Below are 23,008 nucleotides of genomic sequence, written 5' to 3'. Positions count from 1 at the left end.
GATACTCCACGAATGCCTCGCGTGCTCCTGATAGAAGACGACCCCTCCGTCCGCGAAGGGGTCGAACTCGGGCTGCGCCGACGCGGCCACGAGGTGCGGGCCGCCGCGACCGGAGAGGCGGGGCTCGCGCTGCTCACCGAGTTCCGGCCCGACCTCGTCCTGCTCGACCTGATGCTGCCGGGCATGAACGGCGTCCAGGTCTGCCACCGGGTCCGGGAGACCAGCCAGCTGCCGATCATCATGCTCACCGCGCGCGGCGACGACTTCGACATCGTCGTCGGCCTGGAGGCGGGCGCCGACGACTACATCGTCAAACCCGCCCGCACCGAGGTCATCGAGGCCCGCATCCGCGCCGTCCTGCGCCGCATCGAGATACCCGGGGCGGGCCGTCCCGCCGTCGAGTTCCACGGCGAACTCGCCATCGACCGCGCCGGGCTCACCGTCGCCAAGTCCGGCGAACGCCTCGCCCTCGCCCCCTCCGAGCTCAAACTGCTGCTGCACCTGACCGCCCATCCCGAGCAGGTCTTCAGCCGCCAGCAACTCCTCGAACACGTCTGGGAGCACAGCTACCACAGCGACGCCAGGCTCGTGGACGCCTGCGTCCGGCGGCTCCGCAACAAGATCGAGGACGCCCCCGGCACCCCCCGCTACATCCAGACCCTGCGCGGCTTCGGCTACCGCTTCGGACCGCTGTGAAGCGCCGCCTGCGCCCCTTCGGGCTCCGCACCCGGCTCGTCCTCGCCTTCCTCCTGGTCGCCGCCGTCGGCTGTGGCACCACCGCCGCGCTGACCTACCAGGCCGCGCGCAACGCGATCCTCGAACAGGCCCAGGACAACGCCGTCGCCGCCTTCCGCGAACTGGTCGGGCAGCACAGCATCACGCTGCCCGTCGACCGGGACGCGCTGCGCGAGTCGCTCTTCCAGATGGCCAAGCAGGGCAAACCCCGCCCCTGGCGGGTCTACGCCGAGTACGGACCCCTCCGGGTCTCCTCCACGGACCGCCCCACCTCCACCGTCCTCACCCCCGAACTCCGTGCCCGCGCCCAGGGCACCACGCACACCAGCTTCCAGCGCGTCGTCAAGAACGGCACCGCCTATCTGACGATCGCCGTCCCCGCCCTCCTCAAGCCGGGCCCCGGCGCCGACGGCCTGCCCACGGGCCTTGTCCTCTACGCCGTCGTCGACATGAGCGGCGAGCAGAAGAACATCGAGGCCATGGTGGCCGCCGCCCGCGGCGGCGTCCTGCCGGCCCTCGCCGCCGCGCTCGTCCCCGCCCTGATCGCCGCCCGGAGCGTGCTGCGCCCCGTACGGGACCTCAGGCGCGCCGCGCACAGCATGGGGCGGGGCGAGCTGGACACCCGTATCCAGGCCAAGGGCAGCGACGAACTCGCCGATCTCGCCCGGACGTTCAACGAGTCCGCCGCCGAACTCGAACGCTCGGTCGCGGAGCTGCAGAGCGCCGAGGCCCGCGCCCGGAGGTTCGCCTCGGACGTGTCGCACGAACTGCGCACCCCGCTCGCCGGGATGCTCGCCGTCACCGAGGTACTCGACGAGGACGCGGCCCACCTCCACTCGGACACGGCCGCCGCCGTCCGGCTCATCAGCGCCGAGACCGGCAAACTCGCCGACCTGGTCGAGGACCTGATGGAGATCTCCCGCTTCGACGCCCGCGCCGCCGAGCTGAACCCGGACGAGGTGGACGTCGCCGAGACGATCCGCAGGACCCTGGCCGGCCGCCACTGGACCGACCCGGAGCAGCTGGTCCCGGACCTCCCGGACGGCATCCGGGCCCGGCTCGACCCGCGCCGCTTCGACGTGGTCGTCGCCAACCTGGTCGGCAACGCGCTGCGGCACGGCCGCCCGCCGGTCACGGTACGGCTGTACACCGACGGGCCGTGGGTGGTCACCGAGGTCGCCGACAAGGGGCCCGGCATCGCGCCCGAGGTGCTGCCGCACGTCTTCGACCGCTTCTTCAAGGCCGACCAGGCGCGCACCCGCTCCGCCGGCAGCGGCCTGGGGCTCGCGATCACCCAGGAGAACGTACGGCTCCACGGCGGCACCGTCCTGGCCGCCAACCACCCCGACGGCGGGGCCGTCTTCGTCGTGAGGATCCCGCTGTGAACGAACCGGCTGTGCACGATTTCGCTGCGAACGAACCCGCTGTGCACGCGTACCGCCGGGCCGCCCTCGCCGCCGTCCTGCTCCTGACCCTCGGGGCGTGCGGCATCCAGGGCACCGACGTCGTGGAGTCCGGCGACGCGGCCTCCGTCGTCGTCCAGCCGCCGCCCGCGCTCCGGATGACGCTCTTCCTCGTCGGCGGCGACGGGCGCCTGGCACCGGTGGTACGGGACGGCCAGGGCATCGACCACGGCCCTGACCCCGGCCCCACCCCGACCGGCACCGGAGCGGCGGACTCGGCGGACCTGCGGGAGACCGACGTGGGGCAGGGCCGCACGGGCCGGCCCATGAAGGCGCTCGTCGCCCTGCTGGCCGGCCCCGACGAAGGCGAGCGCGCCGCGGGCCTGGGCTCCCGGCTCCCGGCGGGGCGGCACGAGCTGTACGTGAGCGACTACGCGGCCAAGATGGGGACCTACGGCATGCCGACGTACCTGGTGCGGTCCACGGGCCCGGTGAAGGCCCTGGAGCCGGTCGCCGTCCAGCAGATCGTCTGCACGACGGTCTTCGCGAAGGACCCCGCGGGACTGGCCGCGATCAGCCTCAGCGGCCCGGACGGCACCCTGGCCGCCCAGACCTGCGGCCAGTAGCGGCCGATAGCGAGGGAAAGCGGGGGATCAGGCCCCGGCGCGCAGCTCCGCGAGGACCGCGTCCGTGAACGGCGGCCAGGCCTCGACCGCCCACGCCCCGAAGGGCCTGTCGGTCAGCGCGACGCACGCGGCCCGCGCGTCCGGGTCGATCCACAGGAACGTGCCCGACTGCCCGAAGTGCCCGAACGTACGCGGCGAGGACGAAGCCCCGGTCCAGTGCGGCGACTTGCCGTCCCGGATCTCGAAGCCGAGCCCCCAGTCGTTCGGCCTCTGGTGCCCGTAGCCGGGCAGGATGCCGGTCAGACCGGGGTACGTCACCGTCATCGCGTCCAGGACGGTGCGCGCGTCGAGCAGCCGGGGCGCCTGCACCTCGGCCGCGAACCGCACCAGGTCGTCGACGGTCGAGACGCCGTCCTTGGCGGGCGAGCCCTCCAGCGTCGTCGACGCCATCCCCAGCGGCTCCAGGACGGCCTGGTGGAGGTAGTCGGCGAACGGGATGTCCGTCGCCTTGGCGACATGATCGCCGAGCGCCTCGAACCCGGTGTTGGAGTAGATCCGGCGGGCCCCCGGCGCGGCCATCACCCGCGGCTCGTCGAAGGCGAGCCCCGAGGTGTGCGCCAGCAGGTGCCGGACCGTCGCGCCCTCGGGCCCGGCGGGCTCGTCGAGGTCGATCGCCCCCTCCTCGTACGCGACGAGGACGGCGTACGCCGCCAGCGGCTTGGTGACCGAGGCGAGCGGGAAGCGCTGTCCGGTGGGGCCGTACGACCCGGCCAGGGTGCCGTCCGCGCGGACGACGGCGGCGGCCGCGGTGGGGACGGGCCAGTTCTCGGTCAACGCCAGGCTCTGCAACGACATGGGGCCGAGCCTACTTGCTTAGAGCACGCTCTAAGGTTCTAGCGTGGAGGTCATGAGCGTGATCGAGAGCAGCGCCGCCCACTTCACCATCAGCGAGGTCGCCGCCCTGACCGGGCTTTCGGCGCACACCCTGCGCTGGTACGAGCGGATCGGTCTGATGCCGCACGTCGACCGTTCGCACACCGGGCAGCGCCGCTTCTCCCAGCGCGATCTGGACTGGCTGGCGTTCGTCGGCAAGCTCCGGCTGACCGGGATGCCGGTCGCCGGGATGGTGCGGTACGCCGAGCTGATCCGGGAGGGCGACCACACCCGCGACGAACGCCGCGAGCTCCTGGAGAGCACCCGACGGGACGTCCTCGCCCGGATCGGCGAGCTCCAGGACGCGCTGGCCGTGCTCGACATCAAGATCGGCCATTACGGAACCACCGACGGCACCACCAGTGGAGGCAGTACCTCATGACCAGGATCGACACCGTACGGCTCGGCGGTCAGAACGGACCCGAGATCGGCGTCCAGGGCTTCGGTGCCATGGGCATCAGCGAGTTCTACGGCGACACCGACGAGGCCGCCGCCCGCGACACCCTCGACGCCGCCCTTGAGGCCGGCGTCACCCTGATCGACACCGCCGACGTCTACGGAAGCGGCGCCAACGAGGAGTTCCTGGCGCCCTTCCTCGCCCGGCACCGCGACGAGGTCGTCCTCGCGACCAAGTTCGCCATCGAGCGGCGCGCCGACGACCCGCACTACCGGGCCGTGCGCAACGACCGCGCGTACATCCGGCAGGCCGTGGAGGGCAGCCTGCGCCGCCTCGGCATCGAGACGATCGACCTGTACTACATGCACCGGCGCGACCCGGAGATCCCCTTCGAGGAGTCCGTCGGGACGATGGCGGAGCTCGTACAGGAGGGCAAGGTCAGGCACCTGGGCCTGAGCGAGGTGACCGGCGCCGAGCTCCGCGAGGCGTACGCGGTGCACCCGATCGCGGCCCTGCAGTCGGAGTGGTCGCTCTTCTCGCGCGACGTCGAGCGCAGCGCGGTCGGCGCGGCGGCGGAGCTCGGCGTGACGTTCGTGCCGTACTCGCCGCTGGGCCGGGGCTTCCTCACCGGCGCGTTCGCGGACGCCTCGAAGGACCTGTCGGGCGGCGACTACCGCGCGCACCAGCCCCGGTTCACGGGCGAGAACGCGGCGCGGAACACGGCTCTGCTCACGCCGGTCCACAAGATCGCGGCCGACCACGGCGCGACGGCGGCGCAGGTCGCCCTCGCCTGGGTCCAGCAGCGCGCCGCCGTCCACGGCCTGACGGTCGTCCCCATCCCGGGCACCCGCAAGCGCAGCCGTCTCCTCGAGAACGCGGCGGCGACGCGGATCACGCTCACCGAGGCGGAACTCGCCACCCTGGAGCCGATCGCGGGGCAGGTCGCCGGCGACCGCTACCCGGACATGACCTTCACCTCGGCGGCCCGCGAGTAGCCACCGCCCTGTCGGACTCACGTCAGCCCCAGCGCGAACATCGCGAAGCCCGCCGCGAGGAGGCCCGCCACCGTGCGGCGGGCGGGGCCGGTGCGGGTCCACGGCGCCTCGAAGCGGCGCGCGTACCGCCCGATCAGGACGAGGAGTCCCGCGAAGAGCGGCATCCACGCCAGCCGGGCGAGGATCCAGCCGACCGAGTCCGGCGCGCCCACCAGGCCCGGGACCTCACCCGCGTACGAGGCGGGGATCGCGGCGGCGAGCATCGCCGTCTGGTGCCAGCACAGGATCGTCATCGCGGACAGGTTGATCACCACGACCGGCGCCCACAGCGCGGGGCGCTTCAGGAGCTTGCCGAGCCGGTCGCGGAGCAGGATCGCCGCGCCGCTCTGCGCGGCGGCCAGGGCGAGGACCAGCAGCGACGGCGGGTGGGAGTTGGTGCGGACCTCGCCCGGCACGCCGACCATCGACGCCGGGTAGCCGAAGGCGAGCAGCAGCGCGGCGAAGAGCGCGGCGCCGCCGAGCAGCAGCCCCCAGGCGTGGCGCCGGGTGAGCCGGCCCTCGCCCCACGAGACACCGAGCTGATAGGCGAAGAGCCAGCCGGGGAGGATGTTCACCAGGCTCAGCCAGGACGGCATGCCGTCCGCGTACGGCCCGTAGCGCAGGAAGTCGACGACGGCGACGGTGCCGAGCAGTGGCGCGGCGGCCCACACGCCCGCCCGGCGGGCGGCGCGCACGCACAGCGGGGTCAGGGCCGTGACGACGGTGTACACCCCGACGAACCAGAGCGGCTGGATCACCAGCGTGGACGCCGTCCGCAGGGTGTCGCCCGGCACCCCGAACCCGAAGTGCAGCAGCGGCAGGAGCGCGGCCCAGACGGCCGTGACCCCGAGCACCGGGCGGCCCAGGCGGGCGAGCCGGCCCTTGAGCCACTCACCGGTGGACCCCTCGTGGCGCCGGTACGACAGGACGGAGGCGTAACCGCCGACCAGGAAGAAGATCCCCAGCATCTGCAGGATCCAGCTGACCGGCGCGAGACCGCCGAAGGTGCCGAGCGGGCTGGCGTTGTGGATCGCGCCGTCGGCGGAGAGCGTGAACCCGCCGAGCAGCCAGTGCCCGGTCGGCACGGCGAGCAGGGCGAGGGCGCGCAGGCCGTCGATCGCGCGGTCGCGATGGGCGGGGGTACGGGATTCGATGCGTGCGACGAGTGCGTGCGGCGTCTTCATCGGACGTCCCCCTGGGCGATGGCGGCGAAGGTACGGAGCGACTGCGTGCCGGGCGCGAAGTAGCCGTTGTGGCCACGGGCGTCGTCGGCGGGCACGCGGCGGGCGCCGAAGGCGGGGTCGGTGGGGTCCTCGCCGTGCCCGAGCCCCGCGAACTCGACGTTCGGGATCCGGTCGATCCAGTCGGACGGGTCCTTGGCGGCCCAGACGCGGGCGGAGGTGTTCAGCTCGCCGACGTTCGCGGCGCGCATGCCGGGTGAGCCGAAGACGACGAGGTCCTTGGCCTTGAGCCGGTCGGCGGCGAGACCGCAGACGACGGAGCCGTAGCTGTGGCAGAACACGGACGGCGCGGGCGCCCCGACGGCCGCGAGCCCGTCGGTCAGCCGGGTCAGCCGCTCGGCCCCCGCCTCGGCGAGCTCGCCGGTGGCCGCGTCGACCCCGACGCCGAGGGGCGTGGTGTAGCCGGCCCAGGCGACGACGGCGGTACGGCCGTGGGTGGCGCGGCGCAGGGACTCGGCCATGTCGGTGAGGGGCCGGACGTTCCCGGCGTCGATGTCGGACCCGGGTACGACCACGGCCACGTGCTCGGCGGTGTCGAGGTCGCCGTAGACGAGGGCGACCTGGCCTCGGCCGCGCGGGTCGGAGGCGAGGACCTGCTGATCGGCGTGCTCCCCGCCGAGGGTGCGGGCGTTCGCCTCGTACCGCAGCCGTGGCGGAACGCCGTCGAGGTTGCCGACGACGGAGGGGTGCGCGCGCACCAACTCCCGCTGCCGGGCGGGGCTCAGCCCCTCGAAGAACGCGGCGATCCCGGCGGCGCTCGTCCGCTCCGGGTCCGGCAGCCCGTCCGCCCGCCAGGCCTCCGCCCCCACGGGCGCCCCGGTCACGGGCTGCTGCGCGTGCCCGGACGCCCATCCCGCGGTCCCGGCCACCACGGTCGTGACGATCGCGGCGGCGACCAGGGTCCTCGTGTAGCGACGCATGGGGCGCCCCTCCCTCTTCGTGTCTCTCGACGTTGGCGAGAGGAAGGTAGGAAGAGGACGCATGACGGCACGTCACACCGGGGGGCCAAGTCCCGACTGATACCGGGGTAGGGGTCGGACGAGGAGCGAACCCCCGCGCGGGGGTGGGGTTTTCCCCCGCAGGCCCGTACGGGGCCTGACGACCCGTGTCACCCGTACGGGGGAAGGGCCAACGTACGGGGGTAGGACTAACGACCCGCGTCCCCCGGGGTGACCAGGCCCGATTCGTACGCGAAGATCACGGCCTGCGCGCGGTCGCGCAGGTCCAGCTTGGCGAGCACCCGGCCGATGTGGGTCTTCACCGTCTGCTCCGCGAGGACGAGCCGGTCCGCGATCTCCTGGTTCGACAGGCCCCGCGCGATCAGCTCCAGTACCTCGGTCTCACGCGGCGTAAGACCGTTCAGCCGCAGCGCCGCGCGGTCCGCGCGCGGGGCCGGCCGCGACGCCGCGAAGTCGGCGATGAGCCGCCGCGTCACCGAGGGCGCGAGCAGCGCCTCGCCGGCCGCCACCACTCGTACCGCCGCGATCAGATCCGCCGGCGGCGCGTCCTTCAGCAGGAACCCCGACGCGCCCGCGCGCAGCGCCTCGTACACGTAGTCGTCCACGTCGAAGGTGGTCAGCATCAGCACCTTCGGGCGGTGCGTGACCCCCACCGGCGGGTCCAGGATCTCCCGCGCCGCCGCGAGCCCGTCCATCTCCGGCATCCGTACGTCCATGAGGACCACGTCAGGGTGCGTGGACCGGGCCACGTCCACGCCCTGCCGGCCGTCCGGCGCCTCGCCCACCACGTCGATGTCGGCCTGCGCCGAGAGCAGCGCGGCGAACCCCGCCCGCACCATGGCCTGGTCGTCGACGATGATCACCCGGATGGTCACGTGCCGTCTTCCTCCGTACGCAGCGGAAGCCGGGCGGCGACCCGGAAGCCGCCGTCCGGCAGCGGCCCGGTGTCCAGCGTGCCGCCGGTCAACCGTACGCGTTCCCGCATGCCGACCAGGCCGTGACCCGTCCCGTCCCCGCCCTCCACAGGCGAAGTGTGGCCGGGGGAGGGCCCGTTGACGACCACGACGAGCAGCGCGCCGTCCTCGGACCGGACCGACACCCGGGTCTTCGCGCCCGGCGCGTGCCGGACGATGTTCGCGAGCGCCTCCTGCACGATCCGGTACGCCGACAGATCCACCGCCTGCGGTACGTCGCCGAGTTCGGTGGCCATGGACAGCTCGGCGGGCACCCCCGCCCGTACCGAAGCCTCGATCAGCTGCTGCACCCGGTCGAGGCCGGGCTGTGGGGCCCGTTCGCCCTCCGTGCCCTCGCTGCGCAGCACCACGAGCAGCCGGCGCATCTCGGTGAGCGACTCCCGCGCGCTCGCGGCGATCGAGGTGAACTCCTCACGCGCCGCCTCCGGCAGATCCGGGATCCGGTACGGAGCGGAGTCCGCCTGCACGGTGATCACGGACATGTGGTGGGCCACGACGTCGTGCAGCTCCCGCGCGATCCGGGCGCGCTCCTCCAGGAGCGTGGTCCGGGCCCGCTCCGCCTGCGTGCGGCGCTCGGCGTCCCCGCGTTCGCGCAGCGTCGCCGTCAGGAGCAGGACGATCCCGCTCAGGACGAAGAGGAGGATGTGGACGCCGTCGTCGTGCTGCGGGGTGAGGGCCACGAGCACGAACCCGGCGGCCCCGGTGACCAGCCACACCCCGAGCAGCGCCTTGCGGGACTCGCGGAGCGCGAGGGCCAGCATCAGCGCGAGGTAGCCGACGACGACCATGGGCGTCCACGGCCAGGACCGCCCGTCAAGACCGTCCGCCTGGAGTAGCACGAGCGCCCCGAGGACGTCGGCGACCCCGATGATCCACCAGGCCTGGAGGGGGCGGGTGACGGCGAGCAGCAGCGGCGCGGTCTGCGCGGTGGCGAGCGCTCCCGCGAGGGCGCCGTTCACGCCGTAGTCGTTGGCGAGGACGGTGACGGTGACGGGCAGCAGCGAGCAGACGAAGCCGAGGGCGAGGACGTACGGGAGCAGCCTCAGCCACCGGTTGCCCACATCCGCGAAGAGCGGTGCACCGGGCTCGGTGGGCGTCGCGAGCGCGACCCCGAACGACCGCAGGGCCCTCCGCGCGGGCGCGATCCGCGCCACGAGGCCGGGGGAGATGGATGTCTTCTTCATTGCCAGCCCAGGTTAGGCAGCCAGGACCGGAACGTACGTCATACCTAGGGGCGGAACGGGGTTGATACCGGGGTATGAGGCGGGGTGGTGGTGGTGGTGGTGGGGCAGGTCTGGGGGTCGCGCGCCGGGGACCGGTTTTGGGGACCTGCTCCGGGGCGGACCCGGGGTCCTGCCCGGGGTCTGCTCCGGGGCGGACCCGGGGTCCAGCGCCGGGGCCCACCCGGGGGCGAGCCTCGGGGTCCTGCCCGGATCCTCGGCCGCCGAGCCCGGGCCGCCCCGCCCGACCCTCGGCCGCCGCGCCCCGGCCGCCCCGCCCAACCCCCGGCCCTCACAGCTCCGCCAGCAGCTCCGCCTTCTTCGTGGCGAACTCGTCGTCCGTCACCAGGCCCGACCGGTGGAGCTCGCCCAGTTGCCGGATGCGTTCCGCGATCCCCGCCGGGTCGCGCGCCTCCGGGAGCGCGTCCACGGGGGACGGGGCCGTGCGGCCCGCGCCCCGGGTCGCCGCCAGGACCGCCGCGGCGAACGGCAGCGACTTGTGGACCGAGCCGTAGCCGAGGCCGAAGACGACGGCCGCCGGGTCACGGTCCGCCTGGGCGGACCGGGGCTCCCCGGAGCGCGGCAGCAGCCGCAGGTACCCGTCGAAGACGTCCGGCGAGCGCCACTCGACCCCGCCGATGTCCCGTACCGAGAACGTCTGGTCGCCGGCCTTCCACTTCTCCGAGGACGCGCCCGTCCAGAACCAGCGGAACGACACCTCCGACGCGCCGTCGAAGCTCGCCGTCCCGTCGTACGCCTTGAAGGACTGCGGTCCCTGCTGCGCGGCGACCAGAAAACCGCCCGCGGACTCGTCCCCCGGCCCGCCGACCAGCCGCTCCCGCAGCTCGTCCCGGTAGTACTCGGCCAGCGTCTCCCGCTCCGCCGGCAGCACAAGGCGGTACGGGTCGCTCCCCTCGTGCAACTGCCCTGCGGCCGCCTCCATCAGCGGATCGGCGCCCCGTCGCGGTTCGGCGTGCAGCACGACCGTGCCCCGCTTGCCGGGAGTGAGCGTCACCGACGCCAACGCCTCGTGCGGGACACGCCGTTCGCCGAGCGCCTGGAAGAGTTTCGGTGTGCGGATCCCCCGTTCGAACCGGATGACGACGGCGTCGCTCTCGAACTCCCAGGTGGCATGAATTCCGGCCAGAACATCACCCATGGGCCTCATCGTAGGCGGCGTGCGCCCGCGCGTCGCCCCTGCACCGGGGGTCCGTGCGCCCCGGGCGGCGCCGGGCGGTTGCGGACCGCGTCGGTCCGCACCGGACCCCATCGGTCCGGTTCAGTCCGGGTATCGGTCCGGTTCGGTCCGGTCAGGAACGGGTCAGGAACGGGCCAGTCGGTGTCAGGCCGGGGCAGCTCGCGTCAGCCGCCGTCCGCGCCGACGATCCCCCGGCGGCACGCGCTGTCGGCGCTCGCGCAGGTCAGGTTCGCGTACGCCCCGACCCCTATGGCCGCGAAGTTGTCCAGGCTCTTCGTCCCCGGCTCGAAGTAGCCGGTGTGGCCGATCGCGTCCGCCGCCGAGAGCAGCCGCGCGCCGAACTCCGGCTCCACCGGATCCGCCCCGTGCCCGACCCCGCCGACCGCGAGGTGCGGCACGTCCGCGATCCAGTCGTCCGCGTCCCGCATCGCCCACACCCGGGCCCGGGTGGACAGCTCCGCAGCGCGCTCCACCCGCATCCCCGGGCTCCCGGCCACGACGACGTCCGTCACCCGGGAGGGCAGGTTCGCGGCGGAGACCCCGCACAGCACGGAGCCGTAGCTGTGGCAGAACAGGCTCACGCGCGCGTGCCCGGGCAGCGCGTCCGTCATGCGCACGAGCCGTACCGCGCCGGCCGAGGCGAGCCGCCCCGTCATGGCGTCGATGCCGACGCCGACAGGCGCGGTGTAGTCGGCCCAGGCGATGACGGCCGTACGGCTCCCGGGCGCGGCCCTGCGCTCGGCCGCGTACAGCGACTGGGCCATCCCGACGGGGGCCGAGTACCGGCGGGCGGTCTTCTGGAAGGTGAGCAGGTTGGTGTCGACGCCCGGCACGATCACCGAGACCCGCCGCGCCCGGTCCAGATCGCCGAGGACCTCGGCCATGCGGCCGCCGCCGGTCGGGTCGAAGGAGAGGATCTGCCGGCCGGGCTCCATGAGCGCGGTGAACCGGTGCGCCCGGCGCACGGCCTCGCGCCGCCCGTCGGCGGTCAGCCGGGCGTTGTCGACCCTCTTGCGCTCGGCGTCCAGGGCCCGCTCCAGGGACACCCGGTTGGCGCGGTAGCGGAGCGTGACCGGGGCGCCGTCGAGGTTGCCGACGACGAGCGGGTGCGCGTCGGCGAGGAAGGCGCCCTGCGAGGGGCCGACCGAGTCGAAGAACGCGGCGATCGTACGGGCGGGGGCCGCCGGGTCGGGCAGCGCCCGGTGACCGATCCTGCCGTGCGCCCAGGACGCGAGCGCGGCCTCGCGGGACTCCCCTGGCCCGCGCTGATGGCTGATCGTGGTCCAGCCGGTGGTCGCCAGCATGACGAACACGACGGCGAGCGCGAGCATCAGGCGCCAGACGGAGAGCGTGGGGGAGGAGTCGAAGGAAGTCACTGCGCCACACCCTAGGAGACGGGGGTGGCGGGCCGGGCGGCCGAGTGAGGGGGATCACGCGGGGAGGCGCGATGTGGTAACGCTCCGTACGGGATGGCGTACGGCCTGGTTCGTGTACGACGTACGGGAGGGTGCGTGAGCCGGTTCGTGTCTGACGCACCGGAGGGCGCACGGGCCCGTGTCGTATACGACGTACGGGACGCTCCCGCGAGGGGACCGTCAGCTCCGCCAGTCCCGCGCCAGCGCCGGCCCCAGGTGGTCCATATAGTCCTCGGTCAGGGCGCGGATGCCCTCCAGGCTGAGGTCCGTACCCCGGCCCCAGAGCTGGCCCGTCACCCGCATGACGCCGCTGAACGCAGCGACCACGATCCGCGGGCGTGGGTCGTCGTCCACGTCGACGCCCTCGCGCGCGGCGACGAGGCGGGCGATGGCCTCCTCCATCTCCATGGAGCGGCGCAGGTGCGTGGCGAGCAGGGACGGGGTCGACTCGATCATCTGGAAGGTCCGCAGATACAGCTCGACGGGCACGACCTCCATGATCGCCTCGCCGATGCTGTCCCAGGCGGAGAGCACCGCGTTGCGCAGGGCGTCGAGCGGGCCCTCCTCGGGGGGCCGCTCCGCCAGGGCCTGGACGAAGCGCTCCTCGACCGTCTGCTGGACGGCGAAGGCGACTTCCTCCTTGGAGGCGAAGTAGCGGAAGAACGTGCGCTGGGAGACCTCGACCGCGTCGGCGATCTCGTCCACGGTGGTCTGCTCGTACCCCTGGGTCGTGAACAGCTCAAGGGCCACTCGGAGCAGCGCGTTCCGTGTGCGCTGCTTCTTCCGCTCCCGCAGACCGGAAATCGTCACCCGCTGTCCCTCTTCCCGCCACTTTCCGTCGCTTCGTGCTGCTCAGCGTACCTGTGAGCTAAGTGACAGTTACTGTCGCATGAATTGCTTTGTCAATTGTCAGTCGCTGACACTAGCCTCTTTCGTATGACTAGTCAGACCACCGTGGAAAAGGCCCCGCAGGGTCAGGGGGGCGACCGGAGCCCCGTTCCGGCTCCGTCGAAAGGCCTGCGCGGCCACCCCTGGCTGACCCTGTTCGCCGTCGCCGCCGGCGTGATGATGGTGGCCCTCGACGGCACCATCGTCGCGATCGCCAACCCGGCCATCCAGGCCGACCTCGGAGCCACGCTCGACCAGCTCCAGTGGATCACCAACGGTTACCTCCTCGCGCTCGCCGTCGCCCTGATCACGGCCGGCAAGCTCGGTGACCGTTTCGGCCACCGCCAGACCTTCCTCATCGGCATCGCGGGCTTCGCCGCCGCGTCCGGGGCGATCGGCCTCTCGGACTCGATCGGCCTCGTCATCGGCTTCCGTGTCCTGCAGGGCCTCTTCGGCGCCCTGCTGATGCCGGCCGCGCTCGGCCTGCTGCGCGCCACCTTCCCCGCCGAGAAGCTGAACATGGCCATCGGCATCTGGGGCATGGTCATCGGCGCCTCGACGGCCGGCGGCCCGATCCTCGGCGGCTTCCTCGTCGAGCACGTCAGCTGGCAGTCCGTCTTCTTCATCAACGTGCCGGTCGGTGTCCTCGCGCTCGTGCTCGGCCTGGTGATCCTCAAGGACCATCGCGCCGAGAACGCCCCGCGCTCCTTCGACATCTTCGGCATCGTGCTGCTCTCCGGCGCGATGGGGTCCCTGGTCTGGGGCCTCATCAACGCCGGTGCCGAGTGGGGCTGGACCGGCGGTAAGACCTGGGGCTGCCTGGGCGCCTCGGTCCTGCTCTTCTTCGTCTTCGCCCTCTGGCAGACGAAGGTCAAGGAGCCGCTCATCCCGCTGGCCATGTTCCGCTCCGTCCCGCTCAGCGCGGGTGTGGTGCTGATGGTGCTCATGGCCTTCGCCTTCATGGGCGGCCTGTTCTTCGTGACCTTCTACCTCCAGGGCGTCAAGGGCCTCAGCCCGATCGACAGCGGTCTGCACCTGCTGCCGCTGACGGCGATGATGATCGTCTCCTCGCCGCTGGCCGGCGCGCTGATCACCCGGTTCGGCCCGCGCATCCCGCTGGTGGGCGGCATGGTCGCCACCGCCGTCGCGATGTTCGGGATGATGACCCTCTCCGCGGAGACCGGCACGTTCACGATGTCGCTCTGGTTCGCGCTGCTCGGCCTGGGCCTCGCCCCGGTCATGGTCGGCGCGACCGAGGTCATCGTCGGCAACGCCCCGCTGGAGCTCTCCGGTGTGGCCGGCGGTCTGCAGCAGGCCGCGATGCAGGTCGGCGGCGCGCTCGGCACGGCCGTGCTCGGCGCGGTCATGTCCTCCAAGGTCTCCAGCGCGTTCGCGGACAACTGGACGGCCGCCGGGATCCCGGGCGCTCCCGCCCCGGGTCTCGAGGAGGCCGCCGAGTTCGGCATGGTCCCGCAGGAGCTGGCGAAGGCGCCCAACATGACCCCGGACATGCTCGACCGGATCGGCGGCGTCATCCACGGCACCTTCCTGGACGGCATGGGCCTCGCGTTCACCGTCGCCGGTGTCGTCGCCGTCGTCGCGGCGCTGGTCGCCACACTGACCAAGCGCGGCGAGAACGCGGAGGCGGGTGCGGGCGCGGCCCACATCTGACCTCGCGTCCTCTGTTCTTCTGTACGCAGGTGAAAGCCCCGCCGGGCCTCCGTCCGGCGGGGCTTTCACCTGTCCGGGTGAATCAAGCCTTGGCCTCTTCCCAGCAGCCGGTGACGTCCGTCAGAGTTCTGATTACAGAGAGTGACGAAACGGGGGGTTCGACGATGTTCACCGACATGGAAACGAAGCACGCACGACCGACGTACGTACTCCTGGCCGCACTGGCCGCACTGGCCGCCACGCTGCTGACGGCGGGCACCGCACTACCCGCGGCGGCCGCGGCCGCTGCCCTACCCGCCGCTGCCACCGCCTCACCGGCCACCAAGCTCGGCGCCTGTGGACCCGGGCAGCTCTGCCTCTGGCCCAAGGAGGACTTCAGGGGCCCGGCATGGACGCACGAGCTGGCCGACACCGACATCGAGAGCTGTGTCGCCCTGCCGGCGGGCGCGAGCGCCCGGGCCCTCGCCAACCGGACGGGGCGGCCGGTCACCACGTACCAGTCCGCCGAGTGCGCGGAGACGGGCGAGTTCGAGACCTACCCGGGGCGCGGGACGTGGGTGCCCCAGACGCCGTACCAGGTCAGAGCCTTCAAGCTCTGGGAGCGCTAGGGACCGCGGAAATCTCCCCCTGCGGGGGCACGGCGCTCGGTACGGGAGCCGGGGCGGAGAGCCGGGACACCTCGGCGCGCAGCTCCCGGACCTCCATGGTCAGCGCCTCCAGGAGTTCGGTCTGCCGGCGCTCGACGGCGTCGTCCCGCTCGAAACGGGAGATGAACCAGGCGGCGATGTTGGCGGTCACCACACCGAGCAGCGCGATACCGGAGAGCATCAGCCCCACCGCGAGGACGCGGCCGAGTCCCGTGGTCGGGGCGTGATCTCCGTACCCCACGGTCGTCATCGTCGTGAACGACCACCAGACCGCGTCGCCGAGCGTCTTGATGTTGCCGTCGGGGGCGGAGCGTTCCACATGGAGCACGGCAAGCGAGCCGAACATCATCAGCCCGACCACCGCGCCCGCCACATAGGTGGTGAGCGTTATCTGCGGGGCCATCCGGGCCCGCCGGCCCACGAGGAGGAGCGTCGAGACCAAGCGCAGCAGCCGCAGCGGCTGCACCAGGGGCAGCACCACGGCCAGCAGGTCCAGCGGGTGGTGGCGGACGAAGTGCCGCTTGCTCGGAGCCAGCGCCAGTCGTACGGCGTAGTCGAGGGCGAACGCGCCCCACACCACCCACTCCACCGCCAGGCAGAGCTCGTGGATCCAGGGGTCGGCATCCGGCGCCACGATCGGTACGGCGTACGCGACGCCGAACGCCACTGCCATGATCAGCAGTGGTGTCTGGGTGCGCTTCTCCCAGCTTTCCTTCATGCCGGGAATCGTATGGGGGGTGCGGGGGCGCACTGACCCCCGCACCCGCACCCCACGAGTACGCCGCTACGCGGCTACGCGCCGAGTCCAGCCGCTACGCGTCGCCGCCCGCCGCGCCCGGGTCGGCGGCCGCGACGTCGAGCAGCTGGTAGCGGTCGATGGCCTGCTTGAGGGCCGACCGGTCGACCTTGCCCTCGCGGGCGAGTTCGGTGAGGACCGCGAGCACGATCGACTGGGCGTCGATGTGGAAGAAGCGGCGGGCCGCTCCCCGGGTGTCCGCGAAGCCGAAGCCGTCCGCGCCGAGCGAGGTGTAGGTGCCCGGCACCCAGCGGGAGATCTGGTCCGGGACCGAGCGCATCCAGTCGGAGACGGCCACGAACGGGCCCTGCGCGGAGGACAGCTTGCGCGTCACGTACGGGACCTGCTGCTCCTCCTCCGGGTGGAGCAGGTTGTGCCGGTCGACGTCCACGGCCTCGCGGCGCAGCTCGTTCCAGGACGTGGCCGACCAGACGTCGGCGCGGACGTTCCACTCCTCGGCGAGGATCCGCTGAGCCTCCAGCGCCCACGGCACGGCGACACCGGAGGCCATGATCTGCGCGGGGATCGCGCCGGCCTCGCCCGCCTTGTAGCGGTAGATGCCCTTGAGGATGCCGTCGGCGTCCACGTTCTCGGGCTCGGCCGGGTGCTGGATCGGCTCGTTGTAGACCGTCAGGTAGTAGAAGACGTCCTCGGCGTCGGGGCCGTACATCCTCTTCAGGCCGTCCTGGACGATGTGCGCGATCTCGAAGCCGAACGCCGGGTCGTAGGCGACACAGCCCGGGTTGGTCGAGGCCAGCAGGTGCGAGTGGCCGTCCGCGTGCTGGAGGCCCTCACCGGTCAGCGTCGTACGGCCGGCGGTGGCACCGAGGACGAAGCCGCGCGCGAGCTGGTCGGCCATCTGCCAGAACTGGTCGCCGGTCCGCTGGAAACCGAACATCGAGTAGAAGACGTAGACCGGGATCAGCGGCTCGCCGTGCGTGGCGTACGCCGAACCGGCCGCGATCAGCGAGGCCGTGCAGCCGGCCTCGGAGATGCCGTCGTGCAGCATCTGGCCGGTCGGGGACTCCTTGTACGCGAGGAGCAGTTCGCGGTCCACGGCCTCGTACTGCTGGCCCAGCGGGTTGTAGATCTTGGCGCTCGGGAAGAACGAGTCCATGCCGAACGTGCGGTACTCGTCGGGGGCGATCAGCACGAACCGCCTGCCGATCTCCTTGTCCCGCATGAGGTCCTTGAGCAGCCGGACGAAGGCCATCGTGGTGGCGATCGACTGCTGGCCGGAGCCCTTCTTCACCGGGGCGTAGGTCTTCTCCTCGGGGAGGACCAGCGGCTTCGCGCGCACGACACGGGTCGGGACGTACCCGCCGAGCGCCTTGCGGCGGTCGTGCATGTACTGGATCTCCTCGGAGTTCCGGCCCGGGTGGTAGTACGGCGGCAGGCCGTTCTCCAGCTGCGCGTCGGTGACCGGGATGTGCAGCCGGTCGCGGAAGCGCTTGAGGTCGTCGACCGTCAGCTTCTTCATCTGGTGGGTCGCGTTGCGGCCCTCGAAGTTCGGGCCGAGCGTCCAGCCCTTGACGGTCTGCGCCAGGACGACGGTCGGCTGGCCCTTGTGGGCCTTGGCCGCCGCGAAGGCCGCGAAGATCTTCTTGTGGTCGTGACCGCCGCGGCCCAGGTGCAGGATCTGGTGGTCCGTCATGGACTCGACCATCGAGCGCAGTCGCTGGTCGTCGCCGAAGAAGTGGTCGCGGATGTACGCGCCGGTCTCCGTGGCGTACGTCTGGAACTGGCCGTCGGGCGTGGTGTTCAGCTTGTTGACCAGGATGCCGTCGCGGTCCTGGGCGAGCAGCGGGTCCCAGGAGCGGTCCCAGATGAGCTTGATCACGTTCCAGCCGGCGCCGCGGAACTGCGACTCCAGCTCCTGGATGATCTTGCCGTTGCCGCGCACCGGGCCGTCGAGGCGCTGGAGGTTGCAGTTGACGACGAAGGTCAGGTTGTCCAGACCCTCACGGGCCGCGATGGACAGCTGGCCGAGCGACTCCGGCTCGTCCATCTCGCCGTCCCCGAGGAACGCCCAGACGTGCGACTTGGAGGTGTCGGCGATGCCGCGCGCCTCCATGTAGCGGTTCATCCGGGCCTGGTAGATCGCGCCGAGCGGGCCGAGGCCCATCGAGACGGTCGGGAACTCCCAGAAGTCCGGCATGAGCCGCGGGTGCGGGTACGAGGAGAGACCGTTCGGGAACTTCGACTTCTCCTGGCGGAACGCGTCGAGCTGGGTCTCGCCGAGCCGGTCGAGCAGATAGGCGCGGGCGTAGATGCCGGGCGAGGCGTGGCCCTGGAAGAAGATCTGGTCGCCGCCGTCGCCCTCGTCCTTGCCCCGGAAGAAGTGGTTGAAGCCGACGTCGTACAGCGAGGCGGAGGAGGCGAAGGTGGCGATGTGGCCGCCGACCCCGATGCCCGGGCGCTGGGCGCGCGAGACCATCACGGCCGCGTTCCAGCGGGTCGCGTTGAGGACCTTGCGCTCGATCTCCTCGTTGCCCGGGAAGAACGGCTCGTCCCTGGTCGCGATGGTGTTGACGTAGTCCGTGCTGCGCATCTCCGGCACGGCGACGCGCTTCTCGCGCGCGCGCTCGATGAGCCGGAGCATCAGATAGCGGGCTCGCTCGCGACCCCGCTCGTCGACGGCCGCGTCGAGGGAGTCGAGCCATTCCTGGGTCTCTTCGGGATCGAAGTCCGGGACCTGGCTGGGAAGGCCGCCAATGATGATCGGGTTGCGATCGGATCCGGAAGCCACGCTGTTCCTTCGCTTGTCGGTGGAGCCCACGGAGGCCGGACGCCGGCCGGGATGTCCATCGTGTACCCCGTCGGAGTCAAACGTCATCTCTACCGAGGGGTAACCCCTCTCGGGCGCCTGGTCGGGTCAAATCGCAACCTTACGCCCAACCCGCGCATGCGTTTCGGCGGGACGTTCGGCAGACTGAAGCCGCGGAAGTTCGCAAAGCGGGACGAAGCGTGTGCCGTATGTCACGGAGCGGAGTGGAACCGGTCCGGGAGATGCGGCGAGACGGCCCTAAACGTCACCGTTTCGGCGGTCTCGGCGGCCGGGTACTTGCGCGATTCGCCCCGCCCGTGTGGACTACGGCCAGTGCCGCGCGTGTGCGCGTGGCCGAAGCATTTTCCGATACATGATCAGGAGGCAAGCCGTGAGCGCGACCGCGGACCACGCGGAGGAGCGGACCAACCCGGCCACCAGGCTGGGGTTCGAGCCCGGACAGGTGGTCCAGGAGATCGGTTACGACGACGACGTCGACCTCGATCTCCGTGAAGGCATCGAGTCCATCATCGGGCAGGAACTCGTGGACGAGGACTACGACGACGTCGCCGACGCCGTGGTGGTGTGGTTCCGCGACGAGGACGGAGACCTCACTGACGCCCTGGTGGATACCATCGGTTTTCTGGACGACGGCGGCAACATCTGGCTGCTGACGCCGAAGACCGGCCGCGACGGCTACATCGAGCCGAGCGACATTCAAGATGCCGCGCAGACCGCTGGTCTCTCCCAGTCCAAGAGCATCAGCGTCGCGAAGGACTGGTCGGGCACCCGCCTGGTCACCCCGAAGCGCTGATCCACCACGCTGCACCGGAGCCCCCGCCGAATACGCTCGGCGGGGGCTCCGTGCGTAGGGTGGGGTCACCGATTCGGCCCAGGGAAGGGAATCGTCCGTCATGGCCATCGAGGTCGGGACCAAGGCCCCGGAGTTCGAGCTCAAGGACAACCACGGCCGCACCGTGCGCCTGTCCGACTTCCGCGGCGAGAAGAACGTGGTCCTGCTCTTCTACCCGTTCGCCTTCACCGGCGTCTGCACCGGTGAGCTGGGCGAGCTGCGCGACAACCAGCCGCAGTTCGTCAACGACGACACCCAGCTCCTGGCCGTCTCCACCGACTCGATCCACACCCTGCGCGTCTTCGCCGAGCAGGAGGCCCTGGAGTACCCGCTGCTCTCCGACTTCTGGCAGCACGGCGAGGCCTCCCGCGCCTACGGCGTCTTCGACGAGGACAAGGGCTGCGCGGTGCGCGGCACCTTCATCATCGACAAGGACGGCGTCGTCCGCTGGAGCGTCGTCAACGACCTGCCTGACGCCCGCGACATCGACGACTACGTCAAGGCGCTCGACACTCTCTGAGGATCGGGGCGAATCGTCTGTCCAGGCCGGGAACCCGTCACTAGGATCCACTCGTTGATCCGAATGCCAACGCACGACGGGGGCGCTGCCCCTGGAAACCACATGGAGGGACTCGTGGGAGTCAGCCTCAGCAAGGGCGGCAACGTCTCGCTGACCAAGGAGGCCCCTGGCCTGACCGCCGTGACCATCGGTCTGGGCTGGGACATCCGCACCACCACCGGTACGGACTTCGACCTCGACGCCAGTGCCATTCTGGTCAGCCCCGAGGGCAAGGTCCGCAACGACCAGGACTTCGTGTTCTTCAACAACCTGAAGAGCGCCGACGGCTCGGTCGAGCACACCGGTGACAACCTCACCGGTGAGGGCGAGGGCGACGACGAGCAGGTCAAGGTCAGCCTGGCCACGGTGCCGGCCGATGTCGCCAAGATCGTCTTCCCGGTCTCGATCTACGACGCCGAGAACCGCCAGCAGTCCTTCGGCCAGGTCCGCAACGCGTTCATTCGCGTCGTGAACCAGACCGGCGGCGCCGAGATCGCCCGGTACGACCTCTCCGAGGACGCCTCGACCGAGACCGCCATGGTCTTCGGCGAGCTGTACCGCAACGGCGAAGAGTGGAAGTTCCGCGCGGTCGGCCAGGGCTACGCCTCGGGCCTGCGCGGCATCGCCGCCGACTTCGGCGTCAACGTCTGAGTCGCGCAGCACTGACACGTCCGGCGCCGCACACTCCGTGCGGCGCCGGACGTGCCTCACCAGCAGAAACACCAGCAGAAACACCAGCAGAAACACCAGCAGGAACGCCGGCAGGAACGCCGACAGCACACCAGCAGCACGCCGGCGGGGCCACGAACAGGACCGCGAGCAGCACACCAGCAGGACCACCAGCGGGCACACCGCAGCTTCACCGGGGAGGACACACACATGGGCGTCACGCTCGCCAAGGGAGGCAATGTCTCCCTCTCCAAGGCCGCACCCAACCTCACCCAGGTGCTGGTCGGCCTCGGCTGGGACGCGCGCTCCACCACCGGAGCCCCCTTCGACCTCGACGCCAGCGCCATGCTGTGCCAGTCGGGCCGGGTGCTCGGCGACGAGTTCTTCGTCTTCTACAACAACCTCAAGAGCCCCGAGGGCTCCGTCGAACACACCGGCGACAACCTCACCGGCGAGGGTGACGGCGACGACGAGTCGCTCATCGTGGACCTGGTCAAGGTCCCGGCGCACTGCGACAAGATCGTCTTCCCGGTCTCGATCCACGAGGCCGACAACCGCGGCCAGACCTTCGGCCAGGTCAGCAATGCCTTCATTCGCGTCGTGAACCGCGCGGACGGCCAGGAACTCGCCCGCTACGACCTCTCCGAGGACGCCTCCACCGAGACCGCGATGATCTTCGGCGAGCTGTATCGGTACAACGGCGAATGGAAGTTCCGCGCGGTCGGACAGGGGTACGCGTCCGGCCTCCGGGGCATCGCTCTAGACTTCGGGGTCAACGTTTCGTAAAGCCGCGTAATTACACGATGAGGTAGACAGTGGTACTGAAAACCTTCGGCTGGTCGTTCGCCATCACGGCGCTCGGACTGGTCGCAGCGGTGCTCTACGGGGGGTGGGAAGCGTTCGGGATCGTCGCGATCCTGTGCATCCTCGAGATCTCGCTGTCCTTCGACAATGCGGTGGTCAACGCCGGAATCCTGAAGAAGATGACGCCGTTCTGGCAGAAGATCTTCCTCACGATCGGTGTGCTCATCGCCGTCTTCGGCATGCGACTGGTCTTCCCCGTCGTGATCGTCGCGATCAGCGCCAAGATCGGCCCCATCGAGGCCGTCGACCTCGCCCTCAACGACGCCGAGCGCTACGAGCAGCTCGTGACCGACGCACACCCGTCGATCGCGGCCTTCGGTGGCATGTTCCTGCTGATGATCTTCCTCGACTTCATCTTCGAGGACCGTGACATCAAGTGGCTCGGCTGGCTGGAGCGCCCGCTGGCCAAGCTCGGCAAGGTCGACATGCTGTCGGTCTGCATCGCCCTGATCGTCCTGGCCATCAGCGCCATGACCTTCGCCACCCAGGCCCACCAGCACGGCGGCACGCACGTCGACAAGGCGTCCACCGTCCTGCTCTCCGGCGTCTTCGGCCTCATCACGTACCTCGTCGTCGGCGGTCTCTCCGGCTACTTCGAGAACAAGCTGGAGGAGGAAGAGGAGCGCGAGCACGAGGCCGAGGAGGAGGCCAAGCGCAGCGGCAAGAAGGTCGGAGCCGTGCAGCTGGCCGGCAAGGCCGCCTTCTTCATGTTCCTCTACCTCGAAGTCCTCGACGCGTCGTTCTCCTTCGACGGTGTCATCGGCGCCTTCGCCATCACCAACGACATCGTCCTGATGGCGATCGGCCTCGGCGTCGGCGCCATGTACGTCCGTTCGCTGACGGTCTACCTGGTCCGCCAGGGCACCCTCGACGACTACGTCTACCTGGAGCACGGCGCGCACTACGCCATCGGCGCGCTCGCCGTGATCCTCATGATCACCATCCGCTACCAGATCCCCGAGGTCGTCACCGGACTCATCGGCGTGGCCCTCATCGGCTGGTCGTTCTGGTCCTCCGTCCGGCGCAACAGAGCCCTCGCCGCGGCCGAGGGAAAAGCTGACTCCTCGGGCAAGACCGAGGTGTCGTCAGGGGTGTGACACCCCCGGCAATGAGGAACGCTTCACTGCGGGGCGGCCGGTTCACCCGGCCGCCCCGCGGC

The 23,008-nt window shown here is 71.2% G+C and carries 22 protein-coding genes; 12 read left to right on the top strand and 10 right to left on the bottom strand.

Features of this window, described 5'->3' with window-relative positions:
* The first annotated feature begins 12 nt into the window (after positions 1-12).
* The 3 genes from ACFWRO_RS23335 to ACFWRO_RS23325 are packed head-to-tail and all read left to right on the top strand — an operon-like array spanning position 13 to position 2,764.
* On the top strand, positions 13-696 hold the full coding sequence (locus ACFWRO_RS23335) for a response regulator (protein WP_384512987.1): 684 nt from the start codon (positions 13-15) through the stop codon (positions 694-696).
* Positions 693-2,120: a sensor histidine kinase gene (locus ACFWRO_RS23330; RefSeq protein WP_384512986.1), complete on the top strand. Its 1,428-nt coding sequence runs from the start codon at positions 693-695 to the stop codon at positions 2,118-2,120. Before ACFWRO_RS23335 ends, ACFWRO_RS23330 begins: the two co-directional genes overlap by 4 nt.
* An 11-nt stretch (positions 2,121-2,131) precedes the next feature.
* A complete protein-coding gene (locus ACFWRO_RS23325) occupies positions 2,132-2,764 on the top strand; it encodes a hypothetical protein (protein ID WP_384512985.1) in 633 nt (210 codons plus the stop codon).
* A 27-nt stretch (positions 2,765-2,791) separates the two neighbouring features.
* Here the strand turns inward: ACFWRO_RS23325 and ACFWRO_RS23320 are convergent, their stop codons facing one another.
* Complete coding sequence (locus tag ACFWRO_RS23320) at positions 2,792-3,619, bottom strand: serine hydrolase domain-containing protein (RefSeq protein ID WP_384512984.1); 828 nt, start codon at positions 3,617-3,619, stop codon at positions 2,792-2,794.
* Between the two features lie 52 nt (positions 3,620-3,671).
* Here ACFWRO_RS23320 and ACFWRO_RS23315 point away from each other — a divergent pair, with 52 nt between their 5' ends.
* On the top strand, positions 3,672-4,079 hold the full coding sequence (locus tag ACFWRO_RS23315; RefSeq protein ID WP_384512983.1) for a MerR family transcriptional regulator: 408 nt from the start codon (positions 3,672-3,674) through the stop codon (positions 4,077-4,079).
* Positions 4,076-5,089, top strand: coding sequence for an aldo/keto reductase (locus ACFWRO_RS23310; protein WP_384512982.1), 1,014 nt, complete (start codon positions 4,076-4,078; stop codon positions 5,087-5,089). The genes ACFWRO_RS23315 and ACFWRO_RS23310 overlap by 4 nt, the downstream gene beginning before the upstream one ends.
* 17 nt (positions 5,090-5,106) lie before the next feature.
* On the opposite strand, the gene ACFWRO_RS23305 is transcribed toward ACFWRO_RS23310, so the two are convergent.
* The 7 genes from ACFWRO_RS23305 to ACFWRO_RS23275 form a co-directional block, all read right to left on the bottom strand.
* Complete coding sequence (locus ACFWRO_RS23305; RefSeq protein ID WP_384512981.1) at positions 5,107-6,312, bottom strand: acyltransferase; 1,206 nt, start codon at positions 6,310-6,312, stop codon at positions 5,107-5,109.
* Complete coding sequence (locus ACFWRO_RS23300) at positions 6,309-7,289, bottom strand: alpha/beta hydrolase (RefSeq protein WP_384512980.1); 981 nt, start codon at positions 7,287-7,289, stop codon at positions 6,309-6,311. The genes ACFWRO_RS23305 and ACFWRO_RS23300 overlap by 4 nt, the downstream gene beginning before the upstream one ends.
* A 227-nt stretch (positions 7,290-7,516) precedes the next feature.
* On the bottom strand, positions 7,517-8,203 hold the full coding sequence (locus ACFWRO_RS23295) for a response regulator transcription factor (protein WP_362015195.1): 687 nt from the start codon (positions 8,201-8,203) through the stop codon (positions 7,517-7,519).
* Positions 8,200-9,486: a sensor histidine kinase gene (locus ACFWRO_RS23290; protein WP_384512979.1), complete on the bottom strand. Its 1,287-nt coding sequence runs from the start codon at positions 9,484-9,486 to the stop codon at positions 8,200-8,202. The genes ACFWRO_RS23295 and ACFWRO_RS23290 overlap by 4 nt, the downstream gene beginning before the upstream one ends.
* A gap of 328 nt (positions 9,487-9,814) precedes the next feature.
* A complete protein-coding gene (locus ACFWRO_RS23285) occupies positions 9,815-10,690 on the bottom strand; it encodes a DUF4429 domain-containing protein (RefSeq protein WP_384512978.1) in 876 nt (291 codons plus the stop codon).
* A 194-nt stretch (positions 10,691-10,884) separates the two neighbouring features.
* Complete coding sequence (locus tag ACFWRO_RS23280; protein WP_384512977.1) at positions 10,885-12,096, bottom strand: alpha/beta hydrolase; 1,212 nt, start codon at positions 12,094-12,096, stop codon at positions 10,885-10,887.
* 219 nt (positions 12,097-12,315) lie between these two features.
* Positions 12,316-12,945, bottom strand: a complete 630-nt coding sequence (locus tag ACFWRO_RS23275) for a TetR family transcriptional regulator (RefSeq protein ID WP_384512976.1) — start codon at positions 12,943-12,945, stop codon at positions 12,316-12,318.
* A gap of 255 nt (positions 12,946-13,200) precedes the next feature.
* Between ACFWRO_RS23275 and ACFWRO_RS23270 the strand changes: the two genes are divergently transcribed.
* Both ACFWRO_RS23270 and ACFWRO_RS23265 read left to right on the top strand, forming a co-directional pair.
* A complete protein-coding gene (locus tag ACFWRO_RS23270) occupies positions 13,201-14,694 on the top strand; it encodes an MFS transporter (RefSeq protein ID WP_384513035.1) in 1,494 nt (497 codons plus the stop codon).
* Positions 14,695-14,870: 176 nt separating this feature from the next.
* The gene (locus tag ACFWRO_RS23265) at positions 14,871-15,302 is read left to right on the top strand and encodes a peptidase inhibitor family I36 protein (RefSeq protein ID WP_384512975.1); all 432 of its coding nucleotides are present in this window, start codon (positions 14,871-14,873) and stop codon (positions 15,300-15,302) included.
* Here the strand turns inward: ACFWRO_RS23265 and ACFWRO_RS23260 are convergent.
* Both ACFWRO_RS23260 and aceE read right to left on the bottom strand, forming a co-directional pair.
* A complete protein-coding gene (locus tag ACFWRO_RS23260) occupies positions 15,283-16,059 on the bottom strand; it encodes a potassium channel family protein (protein WP_384512974.1) in 777 nt (258 codons plus the stop codon). The two genes, ACFWRO_RS23265 and ACFWRO_RS23260, sit on opposite strands and share 20 nt — an antisense overlap.
* A gap of 94 nt (positions 16,060-16,153) precedes the next feature.
* Positions 16,154-18,886 carry a pyruvate dehydrogenase (acetyl-transferring), homodimeric type gene (aceE, locus tag ACFWRO_RS23255; protein WP_384512973.1) on the bottom strand — a complete coding sequence of 911 codons (2,733 nt, stop codon included), beginning with the start codon at positions 18,884-18,886 and terminating at the stop codon, positions 16,154-16,156.
* 409 nt (positions 18,887-19,295) lie between these two features.
* On the opposite strand from aceE, the gene ACFWRO_RS23250 reads away from it, so the two are divergent.
* The 5 genes from ACFWRO_RS23250 (at position 19,296) to ACFWRO_RS23230 (ending at position 22,946) form a co-directional block, all read left to right on the top strand.
* A complete protein-coding gene (locus tag ACFWRO_RS23250; RefSeq protein ID WP_384512972.1) occupies positions 19,296-19,718 on the top strand; it encodes a DUF3052 domain-containing protein in 423 nt (140 codons plus the stop codon).
* A 100-nt stretch (positions 19,719-19,818) separates the two neighbouring features.
* Entirely contained in the window at positions 19,819-20,277 is a 459-nt protein-coding gene (locus ACFWRO_RS23245; RefSeq protein ID WP_384512971.1) for a peroxiredoxin, read from the top strand.
* 114 nt (positions 20,278-20,391) lie between these two features.
* A complete protein-coding gene (locus ACFWRO_RS23240; RefSeq protein WP_384512970.1) occupies positions 20,392-20,967 on the top strand; it encodes a TerD family protein in 576 nt (191 codons plus the stop codon).
* 228 nt (positions 20,968-21,195) lie between these two features.
* A complete protein-coding gene (locus ACFWRO_RS23235; RefSeq protein ID WP_384512969.1) occupies positions 21,196-21,771 on the top strand; it encodes a TerD family protein in 576 nt (191 codons plus the stop codon).
* A gap of 29 nt (positions 21,772-21,800) precedes the next feature.
* Positions 21,801-22,946: a DUF475 domain-containing protein gene (locus ACFWRO_RS23230; protein WP_384512968.1), complete on the top strand. Its 1,146-nt coding sequence runs from the start codon at positions 21,801-21,803 to the stop codon at positions 22,944-22,946.
* Positions 22,947-23,008 lie beyond the last annotated feature (62 nt).

Source organism: Streptomyces sp. NPDC058579, assembly GCF_042718575.1.
Lineage (GTDB): Bacteria > Actinomycetota > Actinomycetes > Streptomycetales > Streptomycetaceae > Streptomyces.
This window is presented reverse-complemented; position numbering and strand designations above follow the sequence as displayed.